Below are 13946 nucleotides of genomic sequence, written 5' to 3' on the forward strand. Positions count from 1 at the left end.
TATCACGAGCAGATGAATTTGCTGGCGAGGCTAACGGAACGACAGAAGCAGCAAAAAGGGACCTTTCTGTGTCACCGTGTTCCCATAGTTACAGAAGGTTTATTGGTGGCACTGCATGTCGGTTTTTTCGCCGACAAACTCATATGTTCCATGCGCTACAGTTTTCACTCTGATCTCATCGAATGGCGGATATACCATGGCGACGACTTTATTCTTTTTGTCGTCAACAATTGCGAATCTGACGGTGTGCAAATGAATTACGTGCGTACCATCGCCAGGCGCTATTGCGTCGAACCAATACCATCTAGAATAGCGATCCTTTGCGATATTGCATTTTTTTAGGTCGATTTGACTGTCAACATACACAGCATCCTCTTGCTGAAGAATAAACGGCGCATAGCTGAAATCCTGAGCTGCAAGAGACAGAGCTACTAGATATTGTATCATCTTGATGCACCTCTACCCACGTCGGTAAATCATCATACGCCTAATCAACTAGGCTCAGTATAGATTTCAGGCAATGTCCCGCCGCCGACGTTCCTGCAGTCACGTCATTCGGTAAGCGTTTGAGTCTGCATCGGCAATACGGCGCAAGCAAACTAATGTACCCCATCAATCATATCTTCGCAAATTCATGTGACGCCTAGCCCCATGACCGCAGAGCAATGGCTGACCCGCATCTTTGCAGACCAGGCCCCGCGCCGTTTCGGTAGCGGATGGGTGAGCGGTGTGCTGGGCATCGTGCTGGGTTTGCTGAGCGTGGCGGCGGTGCTGTGCCTGCATTTCCCGCAATGGCTGACACTGCCCGAACTGCGCGGCCGATACCCGCTGGGGTTGGTGCGCACCGCGATCGATGCGGGGATCTTCGCAACGCTGCTGCTCGCCGCGCTGTCGATGCTGTTGCGGCGGCGCAAGGCGTTGGGGCTTGCCGGCCTCGCACTTGCTGGGATTGCACTGGCGCTGGGAGCGGGCGGGGTCGCGATCCCTGAAGCGCCTGCGAGCCCGGTCTATGTCGGGCTCGACTGGTTCGTGCTCGGCGTGTTGACCACCGCGGCGGTGTTTGTGCCGCTCGAGCGCGCGTTTGCGCTGAGGCGCCAGCAGGGGCCGTTCCGGCGTGGCTGGCTGACCGACGCGGGCTACTTCTTCATGAGCCATGCTCTGGTGCAACTGATGTCGCTGCTGGTGCTGATCCCCGCGACCCAGGTCGGCCAGGCGCTGGCGATCGCGCCGGCGCAGGCATGGGTCCAGATGGCTCCCTTGGTGGTGCAGTTTCTGGCCGTCGTTCTGGTCGCGGACCTTGCGCAATATGCCGTCCACCGCGCGTTCCACGCCGTGCCTTTGCTGTGGCGCTTCCACCGCGTGCACCACTCGGTGACGACGATGGACTGGATCGCCGGATCACGGCTGCATCTGGTCGATGTCGTCGCGACGCGCGCACTGGTTCTGCTGCCGATCGTGACGCTGGGGTTCGACCAAGTTGCGGTCTACGCCTATCTCGGCTTCGTCTCGCTGCATGCGGTCTTCATCCACGCCAACTTTGCGCCGCGTAGCCCGTGGCTCGAACGCTGGGTCGCGATGCCGCGCTTTCACCACTGGCACCACGCGATCGAGCCCGAGGCGCGCGACACCAACTTTGCGGTCCATCTGCCGATGATCGACCGCTGGTTCGGCACCGAACACATGCCCAAGGACCGCTGGCCGAGCGGCTATGGCGTGCAAGGGCTGGAGGTGCCGGAAGGCTATGTGCGGCAACTGGTGTGGCCGTTGCGGGGGTGATGTGATGCCCGGGCCGCCGCCTGGCAGCCCGATGTTGTCCTATAGCCGTAGGTATGTCCTGGACAGATGCGGCATAGGCCGGATTGGTTGGCGGAACGAAAATCTTCGCTTGCACAAATGTGGTAATCTACGCTGTAAGGAAAAGCCACTGATGCCAAGGAGTACATGCCATGATTCAACCAGTGCTGGTCGGACTTTGGCAAGCGATCATTGCAGTATCTCTTGTCTCCGCACCGGCAGCGCAAGACGAACAACGTGCCAGTATGAAGGAACCGGAAGAATTGCTCGCGTGGATCACGCAATGTGACCAGGGCGATGCCGTTTCCTGCCACAACGCCGCTACTGCGTATGACAATGGCGAAATGGTCAAGGAGGACAGGGTAAAGGCTGCCGCATTCTTTGCGAAGGCCTGCGACGGCGACATCGGCTCGGGCTGCTACCATGCTGGACGCATCTATGTCGACGGAGACGGCGTCGAGCCAGATGTCGCGCAGGGCAAGCGGTTGCTTGACAGGGCATGTACCATCGATCAGCCCAGAGGATGCTTCGATCTTGCCGTTATGCACACCGAAGGCACCGTGCTCGAACGGGATGCGAAGAGCGTGGAGGCGCTGTACACCAAGGGCTGCGACGCCGGCCATATGAAGTCATGCTACAATTTCGCCCGGCTCCACGTCGAAGGCGACCTTCTGCCGCAGGATTTCCAGAAAGCAGCGGCGCTTTACGACAAGGCGTGCACGGGTGGAGAGCCGAGCGGCTGCCACGATCTCGCATTGTTCTATTCGAAGAAGAAGATTCTGCCGACGGACATGGTCAAGGCCAAGGCACTGTTCACCAGATCGTGCGAACTCGGGCGCGCATCAGCCTGCTACAATGTCGGGGTGATGTACGCCAATGGCGAGGGGACCGATCCGAGCTACAGCGAAGCAGTGTCCTATTTCCGCCGCTCGCTGGCCCTCGACCCCAATTATGCCAACGCGAAGAACGCGCTCCTGAGCTATGGCTTGCAGAACTAGGCCATACGGATTTCACACGTAACGCCGTGCCAATTACCCAAACCATTGGCGCTCAAACGCGGGAGGCAGACATCCTAGGCCCTCGATGACCGAGCCGAAACCGGGTAAAACCCATTGCCGCGACGCGCGCCCTGGGTTGGGGCTTACTGATCCAGGAACGACCGCATCTTCCGCGAACGGCTCGGGTGCTTCAGCTTGCGCAGCGCCTTCGCCTCGATCTGACGGATACGTTCGCGGGTGACCGAGAACTGCTGGCCGACCTCTTCAAGCGTGTGATCGGTGTTCATGCCGATGCCGAAGCGCATGCGCAGCACGCGTTCCTCGCGCGGGGTCAGGCTCGCAAGAACCCGCGTGACGGTTTCCTTGAGGTTCGCCTGGATCGCGGCATCCACCGGGATGATCGCATTCTTGTCCTCGATGAAATCGCCCAGGTGGCTGTCTTCCTCATCACCGATCGGCGTTTCGAGGGAGATCGGCTCCTTGGCGATCTTCATCACCTTGCGGACCTTTTCGAGCGGCATAGAGAGGCGCTCGGCCATTTCTTCAGGCGTGGGTTCGCGGCCCTGCTCGTGCAGGAACTGGCGGCTGGTGCGCACCAGCTTGTTGATCGTCTCGATCATGTGCACGGGGATGCGGATGGTGCGCGCCTGATCCGCGATCGAACGGGTGATCGCCTGACGGATCCACCATGTGGCATAGGTCGAGAACTTGTAGCCGCGGCGATACTCGAACTTGTCCACCGCCTTCATCAGGCCGATATTGCCTTCCTGGATGAGGTCGAGGAACTGCAGGCCGCGGTTGGTGTATTTCTTGGCGATCGAGATCACGAGACGCAGGTTCGCCTCGACCATTTCCTTCTTGGCGATCCGCGCCTCGCGCTCGCCCTTCTGCACCATGTTGACGATGCGGCGGAACTCGTTGAGGCTCATGCCGGTGGCGGCAGCGATGTCGCTGATTTCCGCGCGGATGCGGTCAACCGCGCCTGCTTCGTTGCTGACGAAGGCCGCCCATTTCTTGTCGACGCCCGCCATGGTTTCCAGCCACGCCTCGTCCATCTCGTGGCCGAGATAGCGGTCGAGGAAGTCCTTGCGCGGCACCTTGTGGCGCTCGGCAAGGCGCAGCATCTGGCCGCCCAATGCGGTCAGGCGGCGGTTGAAGGCATAGAGCTGGTCAACCAGATATTCGATCTTGTTGGCATGGAACTGCACCGACTCAACCTCGGCGGTCAGGTCCTCGCGCAGCTTCTGATAGCTCTTTTCCTTGGCCGACGGGAAATCGTCGCCGATGCTGAGCGCGTTGAGGCGATCGCGCTGGATTTTCTCGAACTTGCGGAACAGCGAGGTGATCAGCGCGAACTTCTCGAGCGCGGCGGGCTTCAGCTGCGCTTCCATCTGCGCGAGGCTGAGCGTGTTGTCCTCTTCCTCGTCGTCATCGGGACGGCGGGTGCGGCGCTCGGTCAGATCGTCTTCGTCGTCGTTGGTCTCGGCGACCTCCTCGACATCGTCCTCTTCCTTGAAGCTGGGGCCCGCGGTCTTCTCGCTGATCTCGCCATCGTCCTCGCCGTCCTCGGACAGGCTTTCGGGCGCGGGCTCCTTCGACAGCATCGCGTCGAGATCGAGGATCTCGCGCAGCTGCATTTCGCCGTCGTTGAGCGCGGTCGACCATTCGATGATGGCGTGGAAGGTAATCGGGCTTTCGCACAGCCCCAGGATCATCGTGTCGCGGCCGGCCTCGATGCGCTTGGCGATGGCGATTTCGCCCTCGCGGCTGAGCAGCTCCACCGCGCCCATTTCGCGCAGGTACATGCGCACCGGATCATCGGTGCGGTCCATCGTCTCCTTCTTCTTTTCCGGAGAGATGTTGAGCTGTTCCGAACCGTCGTCGGGGGTGTCGTTATCGTCCGCCGGCTGTTCTTCGCCCGCTTCCTCGTCGTTCTCGACGATGTTGACGCCCATCTCCGAGATCGCGGACATCACGTCCTCGATCTGCTCGGACGACATCTGGTCCTGCGGCAGCGCCTCGTTCAGCTCGTCATAGGTGATGTAGCCGCGCTTCTTGGCGCGCGAGAGCAGCTTCTTGACCGAGGCTTCGTTCAGATCGATCAGCGGTGCATCCGTGGTGTCGGCCTTGCTGTCTTTCGGTGCCTTGCTTGCCAATTCCGTAATTCCTGTCACCTGTGTCGCCGCGGCCTGCGAGCGGCTGCGGAGATAATTTGCGTCATATCAGGCCGCGATTGGCCGATACAAATGTTTTGCGTCTGAGCTCAAGCGGCCCTGTATCACCCGGAGTGTGGACGACTGTATCGCCGGTTATGCACTCCGTTCGGTTAATTCTATCAGGCGCTGGTCAAACTGCTGCTTTCTTGCCCTTAGCTGTTGCTGCTCCAAAAACAATCCATCACCCGAATCATTTTCCGCCAGATCGGCTTCGAACCGCCGGGTTACCTCACTCAAGGCCGCCACCAGCCGGGGGCGCGTGGTCATCACTTCGATCGCTTCTGCAAAATCTCCCGCGATGCGGATTTCGCGCGCCTCGTCTTTCTCCGCCTGCACCGCAGTGCAGAACGAAAATGGCGGCCTGCCACCCGATTTCAGCCTGTCGATCGTGTCTGCCATGCCCTTGTCCTGCAATATGGTCATAAGGCGTGCCGTATCAAGAGTTTCCGCCGCGTCATCGGGCTGAATGGAATGCGCGTGGCTTGCATCGAGCATCGCGTCGAGCAGATCGGCCCAGCCTTCTGCAAGTCCGACAAACTCGCTCAGCGCCTCGGAGTGACGCATCAGCAGCGCCGGGCGATGAAGCACGCCGTGCAGGACGCCGCGCAGGATGAGGTCGCTCATCGGCTGGCGGCTGAATTCGCGCAGTTCCTCGCTGGGCGGTACGGGTTCATCGCGGCGCTGCCAGCCCTTCTGGCCCTTGGCGCCGGGGCGGAAGGCAGCGCCGGGCGTCTGGGGCTGGCGCGCGCCGAAGAACATGTCCGAAAAGCGCTGGCCAATCTCGCGGCGGTACAGCGCCTTGATGTCGCCATCCGCGATCGTGTCGGCATGCGCGTTGAGCCGTGCCTTGAGCCCCGCGCGTGCCTCGGGGCTGGTCAGCGGCGCGGCGTTCAGTTCATGCGTCCACAGGTGATCGAGCAGCCCGGTTGCGCGATCGATGCAGGCGGTGAAGGCGCCCGGACCCGATGCGCGCACCAGATCGTCGGGGTCCTGACCCGCAGGCAGCGATACGAAGCCGAGCGACAGGCCCGGCCTGAGCAGCGGCAGCGCACGCGACGCCGCGCGCATCGCCGCCTTCTGCCCCGCACCGTCGCCATCGAAGCACAGCAGGGGCCGGTCGACCATCTTCCACAGCCGCTCGATCTGGTGTTCGGTGAGCGCGGTGCCGAGCGGCGCGACGCACTCGCCAAAGCCGGCCTGGGCCAGCGCGATCACGTCCATATAACCCTCGACCACCACCACGCGCCCGCTCTGGCGCGAGGCGGGCGCGGCCAGGTGCAGGTTGTAGAGCGTGCGCCCCTTGTCGAACAACGGCGTGTCGGGAGAGTTGAGGTATTTGGGTTCGCCCTGGCCGAGGATGCGCCCCCCGAACGCGATCACCCGCCCGCGCGGATCGCGGATCGGGATCATGATCCGCCCCCGAAAGCGATCATAGCTCGGCTTGTCGTCGACCTTGATCAGCAGCCCGGCCTCGATCAGCAGATCCTCGTTGATCGATCCCAGCGCGGACTTGATCCCGGTGCGGCTGTCTGGCGCAAAGCCGATGCCGAAGCGCTGGATCGTCTCTGCGGTCAGCCCGCGCGCTTTCAGATAGGCCCGCGCCTGCTCGCCCAAAGCGCTGCCAAGCTGGGCTGCGAACCAGTCCTGCGCCGCCTGGCAGACATCGTGCAGCGACGCCCGGGCAACTGCCGCCTGCGCCGCGCGTGGATCGGGGGCGGGGACGGCCATCCCGGCCTCGGAGGCGAGCTCCTTGACCGCATCCATGAAGCCCAGCCCCTGATGATCGGTCATGAACCGGATCGCATCGCCATGGGCTCCGCAACCGAAGCAATGATAGAAGCCCTTTTCGTCGTTGATCGTGAAGCTGGGGGTCTTCTCGTTGTGGAATGGACAGCACGCCTTGTACTCCCGCCCCGCGCGCTGGACCTTCACGTGCCGCCCGATCAGGGTCGACAGCGTGATGCGCGAGCGCAACTCGTCCAGCCATTGCGGGGTGAGGGTCATGTGCGTTCCGGTTAGCCCGCCAGAGCTTCCTTCACCCAGCCGCTGGCTTTGCTCATGTCGATCTCGCTGGCGTGGCGGGCCTTCACTTCGGCCATCACCTTGCCCATGTCCTTAAGGCTCGATGCACCGGTTTCGGCAACCACGGCAGCGATCGCGGCGCGGGCGGCGGCCTCGTCCAGCTGCGCGGGGAGGAACTCCTCGATGATCGCGACCTCGGATGCTTCCTGCGCAGCGAGCTCGGCGCGGCCACCCTGTTCGTACATCGCAATCGATTCGCGGCGCTGCTTGATCATCTTCTGCAGCACCTCGGTGACCATCGCGTCGTCATCGATGGTCGCCGACGAAGTACGCAGCTCGATATCGCGGTCCTTGATCTTGGCGAGGATCAGGCGGACCGCCGCGGTGCGGGGCTTGTCGCCCCCCTTCATTGCCGCAACCTGCGCAGCCTTAAGCGAATCGCGAATCATGCGAGCGCATCCTTTCCGGTGAATTTTGGAACAAGCGACCAGCCTAGCCGCATAAAAATGTTTTTCATAGATTGACCGTACAAGCCCGCTAAGCCTAGTGACCCGCCAATTTGGCCGCTTTCCGGCAGGGGGCGTGAACGGGGCTTTGGCCCCGCCCGAACCTGCAATAGTCTGCGGCCCGGCCCATTTGCGACTCAACGCAACACAAGGAAAACGATCCATGGCGCACGCCACCACCTCCGCTCAGCCCCAAGGCGCGACCGGATTGCTGCTTCTGGCCGATGGTACGGCGATCTGGGGCAGGGGCTTTGGTGCCGCCGGAGCCAAGGCAGGCGAGGTCTGCTTCAACACCTCGATCACCGGCTATCAGGAAATCCTGACCGACCCGAGCTATGCCGGGCAGATCATCACCTTCACCTTCCCGCATATCGGCAATGTCGGCGCGAATGCAGAAGATGTCGAAGCCGACGTGCCCCGCGCGCTAGGCTGCATCGTGCGCGAGGACGTGACCAATCCCAGCAGCTTCCGTTCCGCCCAGCATTTCACGCGGTGGCTTGAGGCGAACGGCCAGATCGGCATCTCCGGCATCGACACTCGCGCGCTCACCCGCCGCATCCGTGAGGCAGGCGCGCCCAATGCGGTTATCGCGCACGCGCCCGACGGCGTGTTCGACATGCCCGCGCTACTCGCACAGGCGCAGGGCTGGGCAGGGCTCGAGGGCATGGATCTGGCGATCGAGGTCACCGGTGCCGACACCCGCGACTGGCAGGGCGGCATCTGGACTTTGGGGCAGGGCTATGCCGGCGCCGGCGAGGGCGACCGCCCGCATGTCGTCGCGATCGATTACGGTGCCAAGCACAACATCTTCCGATCGCTGGTGCAGGCCGGCGCGCGCGTCACCATCGTGCCTGCGCAGACGCCGGTCGATGCAATCACCGCACTTCAGCCCGATGGCGTGTTCCTCTCCAACGGTCCGGGCGATCCGGCGGCAACCGGCGTGTATGCCGTTCCGGTGATCCAGGCGCTGCTCGAGCGCGACGTGCCGATCTTCGGCATCTGCCTCGGCCATCAGCTGCTGGGCCTTGCCGCTGGTGCGCGCACGATGAAGATGCACCAGGGCCATCGCGGCGCGAACCATCCGGTCAAAAGGCTCGAAACCGGTGTGGTCGAGATCACCAGCATGAACCACGGCTTTGCGGTCGATGCAGCGACCTTGCCCGCCAACGTCATCGAAACCCATGTCTCGCTGTTCGACGGCAGCAACTGCGGCATCGCGTTCACCGACAAGCGCGCGTTCGGCGTGCAGTATCACCCCGAAGCCTCGCCCGGGCCGCAGGACAGCTTCTATTTGTTCGAGAAGTTCGTTGGCGGCCTCAAGTCCCCCGCAGGTGTGGCATGAGCATGAAACTCCCCAAGGTCGATCCTGCGCGCATGGAGCAGGAGTGGGTGGCCGATCAGGACGTGCTGCGCAATCTGGCGGCCAATGGTGACCGGGCGAGCGTCAAGCGCGCGGTCGATGTGAGCTTCCGGGGCTCGGAGGAAAACCTGCAGCGCCTTTCCGAGGCCGCGAACACTTTCGGGCTTACCGAGCTCGACCGCGAGGAGGATGCAGAAGGCGGCGAGCCGTATCTGTTCTTCGAGCGGTTCCAGGCGGTCGATGCGCAGTCGATCAAGGACCTGACCCGCACCTGTCTGCAGATCGAGATGCTGTTCGATGTCGAATATGACGGTTGGGGCTGCGAAGCGCAGTCCGGCACGATGCACTGAAGAAACGTCCGGTCGCCGCCTCCCCCAGATGAAACAAAGCCTTTAAAGAGAGCACAACAACAATGCCCAAGCGCACCGATATTAACAGCATCCTGATCATCGGCGCAGGCCCGATCATCATCGGCCAGGCGTGCGAGTTCGATTATTCGGGCACGCAGGCGTGCAAGGCGTTGAAGGAGGAAGGCTACCGGATCATTCTGGTCAATTCCAACCCCGCAACGATCATGACCGATCCCGACATGGCCGATGCGACCTATGTCGAGCCGATCACGCCCGAGATCGTCGCCAAGATTATCGCCAAGGAGCGCGCCGAGCGCCCGAACGAGAAGCTGGTGGTGCTGCCGACGATGGGCGGGCAGACTGCGCTCAACACCGCGCTGGCGCTCGACGCGGATGGCACGCTCGAGAAATACGACGTCGAGTTGATCGGCGCCAAGGCCGAAGCGATCGACAAGGCCGAGGATCGGCTGAAGTTCCGCGACGCGATGGACAAGATCGGGCTGGAATCAGCGCGCTCGGGCATTGCGCACACGATCGACGAAGCCCTCGCCGTGCTCGAACGCACAGGCCTTCCCTCGATCATCCGCCCCAGCTTCACCATGGGCGGCACCGGCGGCGGCATCGCCTACAACCGCGACGAGTTCGTCCAGATCGTCACCGGCGGGCTCGATGCCTCGCCAACCACCGAAGTGCTGATCGAGGAATCTCTGCTCGGCTGGAAAGAGTACGAGATGGAGGTTGTGCGCGACAAGAACGACAACGCCATCATCATCTGCTCGATCGAGAATGTCGATCCGATGGGCGTGCACACCGGTGACAGCATCACTGTGGCGCCCGCGCTGACGCTGACCGACAAGGAATATCAGATCATGCGCTCAGCCAGCATTGCGGTGCTGCGCGAGATCGGCGTGGAAACGGGCGGGTCGAACGTGCAGTTCGCGGTCAACCCCAAGGACGGCCGCCTGATCGTCATCGAGATGAACCCGCGCGTGTCGCGCTCGTCGGCGCTTGCGTCGAAGGCCACCGGCTTCCCGATCGCCAAGGTCGCGGCCAAGCTCGCGGTGGGCTACACGCTCGACGAGATCACCAACGACATCACCGGTGCGACGCCCGCCAGCTTCGAGCCGACGATCGACTATGTCGTCACCAAGATCCCCCGGTTCGCGTTCGAGAAGTTCAAGGGGGCAAGCCCGCTGCTCGGCACCGCGATGAAATCGGTGGGCGAGGTGATGGCGATCGGCCGCAACTTCCAGGAATCGGTACAGAAGGCACTGCGCGGGCTGGAAACGGGCCTGAGCGGCTTCAACATGGTCGACCACCTCGTCGGTGCGCCGCACGACGATATCGTTGCGGAGCTGAGCCAGGCGACCCCCGACCGGCTGCTGATCGCGGCGCAGGCGCTGCGCGAGGGCATGACTGTCGAGCAGGTCCACGCGGTCGCGAAATACGACCCCTGGTTCCTCGAGCAGATCAAGCAGATCGTCGATGCCGAGAACGAAGTGCTCGCCGATGGCCTGCCCCGTGATGCGGTGGGCATGCGGCGATTGAAGTCTATGGGCTTTTCGGACAAGCGTCTCGCCTATCTGGCGCTCAAGTCGGCGCATCTGCGGCCCGGCATGAGCCACGCCATCGCGCGTGGATCGGGCCTGGTGCGCGATGCCGTGGTCGCGATGACCGGCGGCGTGACCGAGCAGGAAGTGCGCGCCTTGCGGCACAAGCTCGGCGTGCGACCCGTCTTTAAGCGGATCGACACCTGCGCGGCGGAGTTCGAGGCGAAGACGCCGTATATGTATTCGACCTATGAGGCGCCCAGCTTTGGCGAGCCCGAGTGCGAGAGCCAGCCGACCAACCGCCGCAAGATCGTGATCCTGGGTGGCGGGCCCAACCGCATCGGCCAGGGGATCGAGTTCGATTACTGCTGCTGCCATGCGTGCTTCGCGTTGGGCGACGCGGGCTATGAGACGATCATGATCAACTGCAATCCGGAAACGGTGAGTACCGATTACGATACCTCGGACCGGCTGTATTTCGAGCCGCTGACCGCAGAGGACGTGCTCGAGATCCTCGACGTCGAACGCTCGAACGGCGAACTCGTCGGCGTCATTGTTCAGTTCGGCGGGCAGACCCCGCTCAAGCTGGCGCAGGCGCTCGAGGATGCGGGCATCCCGATCCTGGGCACATCGCCCGACGCGATCGACCTTGCCGAAGACCGGGAGCGCTTTGCCAAATTGGTCGACAAGCTTGGCCTGAAGCAGCCGATGAACGGCATCGCGCGCAGCCGCGAAGAGGCGATCGCAGTGGCGAGCCGCATCGGCTATCCGGTGCTGATCCGCCCCTCCTACGTGCTCGGTGGCCGCGCGATGGAGATCGTCGACGGTCAGGCGCAGCTCGAATCCTATATCGCGACGGCCGTGCAGGTGTCCGGCGACAGTCCGGTGCTGATCGACCAGTATCTGCGCGATGCGATCGAGGTCGATGTCGATGCGATCTGCGACGGCCGCGATGTCGCGATCGCCGGGATCATGCAGCATATCGAGGAAGCAGGCGTGCATTCGGGCGACAGCGCTTGCTCGCTTCCCCCCTACAGTCTGTCCGATGACCTCATCGCCGAAATGGAACGTCAGACCCGTGCGCTGGCCGAGGGCCTCAAGGTCCGCGGGCTGATGAACATCCAGTTCGCGGTCAAGGAAGGCCAGGTCTATCTGATCGAGGTCAATCCGCGTGCCAGCCGCACAGTACCCTTCGTCGCCAAGGCGATCGGCCAGCCGGTGGCCAAATATGCCGCGCGGGTGATGGCGGGCGAGATGCTGGCCGACCTGCCGGTGATCGATCGCAACATCGACCACATGGCGGTCAAGGAAGCGGTGTTCCCCTGGGCGCGCTTTGCCGGGGTCGATCCGGTGCTGAGCCCCGAGATGAAGTCGACCGGCGAGGTGATGGGCATCGACAAGGATTTTGCCACCGCCTTTGCCAAGGCGCAGATCGGCGCGGGTCTGACGCTGCCGACCAAGGGCACCGTGTTCATTTCGGTCAAGGATGGCGACAAGCCGGTGATCCTCGAGGCCGCGCGCGGCCTGATCGCGCTGGGCATGGACGTGGTCGCCACCGGCGGCACCGCGCGTTATCTTAAGGACAACGCCGTGGCGGTAACCGAGGTCAACAAGGTGGCGCAGGGACGTCCGCACATCGTCGACCGGATCAAGGACGGCCAGATTGCGCTGATCTTCAACACCACCGAAGGTTGGCAGAGCCTGAAGGATTCGCAATCGATCCGCGCGAGCGCGCTCAGCGGCAAGATTCCGTACTTCACCACCGCCGCAGCCAGCGTCGCAGCGGTGCGAGCGATGGCCTCGCTCGCCAAGAGCAGCCTTGAAGTAAAGCCGCTTCAGGCTTATTATATACGGCCTGACGCTTGAGCCCCCCGACAAGTCGTTAACCTTGTGCGGTCCCATTGCGGGGCCGTGAAGGGCTTTATTTGTCGGGTGATGGGCCAGGCTCGGCCACAGAAGAAGGGATATGCCGAATGGCAACCGTCGATAAGCTGCCCATGCTGGCAGAAGGATATGAAAAGCTTTCGCGCGAGCTGAAGTTGCTCAAGGAAGAGCGCCCCCTGATCGTCGAGGCGATCGAGGAAGCGCGCGCGCATGGCGATCTTTCCGAGAACGCCGAATATCATGCCGCCAAGGAGCGTCAGGGCCAGGTCGAGGCGACCATCGCCGACCTGGAAGGCAAATTGAGCCGCGCACAGATCATCGATCCGACCACGCTTTCGGGCAACAAGGTCGTGTTCGGCGCGACCGTGACGCTGCTCGACGAAGACGACAAGCCGGTGAAATACCAGATCGTCGGCGAAGCAGAAGCCGACGCGCGCAAAGGCAAGATCAGCTATTCCAGCCCGCTGGGCCGCGCGCTGATCGGCCGCCTGCTCGACGACGAGGTCGAGGTCAGCGTGCCTTCGGGCGACAAGTTCTATGTCGTGTCGAAGATCGAGTTCATCTGACACATGCCCAATCTGCCGCGCGGCGCGGCGACCAACGCGCTGGTGATTGCCAATGTGCTGGTTTGGCTTGCAGGCTTTCTGACCGGCTGGACCGAGCGCTTTCAGGTTGAAGGCGGGTTCTGGGCGGCTCGGCTGTCCGACAGCCTGCACGGCCATACGAGCGCGCTGCCGCTGGATTACCCCTGGGTCGTCCCCGTGTGGCTGACCCCGGTGACCTCTGCATTCCTGCACGCCGGGCTTTTCCACCTGGCGATGAACATGCTGGTGCTGGTGGTGGTCGGCCGAATGATCGAGGCGGCGCTCGGCACAGGTCGGTTCGTGCTGCTCTATGTCGCAGGGATCGCCGGGGCGGCGGCGATGCATTACGCCGTCGATCCGCTGTCGACAACGCCGGTGGTGGGCGCAAGCGGAGCCATCTCTGCGCTGCTCGCCGCCTATTTCCTGCTGTTTGCCCGGCGCAAGCCAAAGGCCATAGGACCGGTGCCGGGCCTGGTCGTGCACATTGCGTGGCTGGCAGCCGCGTGGATCGGCATCAACCTGCTCAGCCAGCTCGCCTTTGCAGGAACCGCTCTCGGCATCGCCATTTGGGCGCATATCGGCGGGTTTGCCGCCGGTCTGGCACTGGCCGTGACTCTGGCGCAGAGCCATCGCCTGCGCAGGCCGCGTCACGACATTCCGTAACACGGCGAGTGCGGGGGCT

General features: G+C 62.8%; 11 protein-coding genes. 7 read left to right on the plus strand and 4 right to left on the minus strand.

What is annotated here, in order from left to right:
* Positions 1 to 99 precede the first annotated feature (99 nt).
* Entirely contained in the window at positions 100 to 447 is a 348-nt protein-coding gene (locus BSY18_RS03690) for a hypothetical protein (RefSeq protein ID WP_069049687.1), read from the minus strand.
* A gap of 204 nt (positions 448 to 651) precedes the next feature.
* Here BSY18_RS03690 and BSY18_RS03695 point away from each other — a divergent pair, with 204 nt between their 5' ends.
* Positions 652 to 1776 (plus strand): sterol desaturase family protein, encoded by a 1125-nt coding sequence (locus BSY18_RS03695; protein WP_069049688.1) that lies wholly within the window; start codon positions 652 to 654, stop codon positions 1774 to 1776.
* 182 nt (positions 1777 to 1958) lie between these two features.
* Positions 1959 to 2792, plus strand: a complete 834-nt coding sequence (locus BSY18_RS03700) for a tetratricopeptide repeat protein (RefSeq protein ID WP_171900164.1) — start codon at positions 1959 to 1961, stop codon at positions 2790 to 2792.
* 143 nt (positions 2793 to 2935) lie between these two features.
* Here the strand turns inward: BSY18_RS03700 and rpoD are convergent, their stop codons facing one another.
* From rpoD to BSY18_RS03715, 3 genes are all read right to left on the minus strand, one after another.
* Positions 2936 to 4948, minus strand: a complete 2013-nt coding sequence (rpoD, locus tag BSY18_RS03705) for an RNA polymerase sigma factor RpoD (protein WP_069049690.1) — start codon at positions 4946 to 4948, stop codon at positions 2936 to 2938.
* A 153-nt stretch (positions 4949 to 5101) separates the two neighbouring features.
* Complete coding sequence (gene dnaG / locus BSY18_RS03710) at positions 5102 to 7012, minus strand: DNA primase (RefSeq protein ID WP_069049691.1); 1911 nt, start codon at positions 7010 to 7012, stop codon at positions 5102 to 5104.
* Positions 7013 to 7023: 11 nt separating this feature from the next.
* Positions 7024 to 7479 carry a GatB/YqeY domain-containing protein gene (locus BSY18_RS03715; RefSeq protein WP_054133180.1) on the minus strand — a complete coding sequence of 152 codons (456 nt, stop codon included), beginning with the start codon at positions 7477 to 7479 and terminating at the stop codon, positions 7024 to 7026.
* A gap of 220 nt (positions 7480 to 7699) precedes the next feature.
* Here BSY18_RS03715 and carA point away from each other — a divergent pair, with 220 nt between their 5' ends.
* The 5 genes from carA to BSY18_RS03740 all read left to right on the plus strand — a co-directional run bounded on the left by carA (position 7700) and on the right by BSY18_RS03740 (position 13927).
* On the plus strand, positions 7700 to 8878 hold the full coding sequence (gene carA, locus BSY18_RS03720) for a glutamine-hydrolyzing carbamoyl-phosphate synthase small subunit (protein WP_054133179.1): 1179 nt from the start codon (positions 7700 to 7702) through the stop codon (positions 8876 to 8878).
* On the plus strand, positions 8875 to 9246 hold the full coding sequence (locus BSY18_RS03725) for a ribonuclease E inhibitor RraB (RefSeq protein WP_069049692.1): 372 nt from the start codon (positions 8875 to 8877) through the stop codon (positions 9244 to 9246). Before carA ends, BSY18_RS03725 begins: the two co-directional genes overlap by 4 nt.
* A gap of 62 nt (positions 9247 to 9308) precedes the next feature.
* A complete protein-coding gene (carB, locus tag BSY18_RS03730) occupies positions 9309 to 12662 on the plus strand; it encodes a carbamoyl-phosphate synthase large subunit (RefSeq protein ID WP_069049693.1) in 3354 nt (1117 codons plus the stop codon).
* Between the two features lie 107 nt (positions 12663 to 12769).
* Positions 12770 to 13246 carry a transcription elongation factor GreA gene (gene greA / locus BSY18_RS03735; protein ID WP_054133176.1) on the plus strand — a complete coding sequence of 159 codons (477 nt, stop codon included), beginning with the start codon at positions 12770 to 12772 and terminating at the stop codon, positions 13244 to 13246.
* A 3-nt stretch (positions 13247 to 13249) separates the two neighbouring features.
* The gene (locus BSY18_RS03740; RefSeq protein ID WP_069049694.1) at positions 13250 to 13927 is read left to right on the plus strand and encodes a rhomboid family intramembrane serine protease; all 678 of its coding nucleotides are present in this window, start codon (positions 13250 to 13252) and stop codon (positions 13925 to 13927) included.
* The last annotated feature ends 19 nt before the right edge of the window (positions 13928 to 13946 follow it).

It is taken from the genome of Blastomonas sp. RAC04 (assembly GCF_001713435.1).
In the GTDB taxonomy this organism is placed as follows: domain Bacteria; phylum Pseudomonadota; class Alphaproteobacteria; order Sphingomonadales; family Sphingomonadaceae; genus Blastomonas; species Blastomonas fulva.

What these genes read in the sequence shown, in the direction of transcription:
- BSY18_RS03690 (WP_069049687.1), bottom strand. Translation starts at nt 447, where the DNA reads ATGATACAATATCTAGTAGCTCTGTCTCTTGCAGCTCAGGATTTCAGC.
- BSY18_RS03695 (WP_069049688.1), top strand. Translation starts at nt 652, where the DNA reads ATGACCGCAGAGCAATGGCTGACCCGCATCTTTGCAGACCAGGCCCCG.
- dnaG (WP_069049691.1), bottom strand. Translation starts at nt 7,012, where the DNA reads ATGACCCTCACCCCGCAATGGCTGGACGAGTTGCGCTCGCGCATCACG.
- BSY18_RS03715 (WP_054133180.1), bottom strand. Translation starts at nt 7,479, where the DNA reads ATGATTCGCGATTCGCTTAAGGCTGCGCAGGTTGCGGCAATGAAGGGG.
- carA (WP_054133179.1), top strand. Translation starts at nt 7,700, where the DNA reads ATGGCGCACGCCACCACCTCCGCTCAGCCCCAAGGCGCGACCGGATTG.
- BSY18_RS03725 (WP_069049692.1), top strand. Translation starts at nt 8,875, where the DNA reads ATGAGCATGAAACTCCCCAAGGTCGATCCTGCGCGCATGGAGCAGGAG.
- carB (WP_069049693.1), top strand. Translation starts at nt 9,309, where the DNA reads ATGCCCAAGCGCACCGATATTAACAGCATCCTGATCATCGGCGCAGGC.
- greA (WP_054133176.1), top strand. Translation starts at nt 12,770, where the DNA reads ATGGCAACCGTCGATAAGCTGCCCATGCTGGCAGAAGGATATGAAAAG.
- BSY18_RS03740 (WP_069049694.1), top strand. Translation starts at nt 13,250, where the DNA reads ATGCCCAATCTGCCGCGCGGCGCGGCGACCAACGCGCTGGTGATTGCC.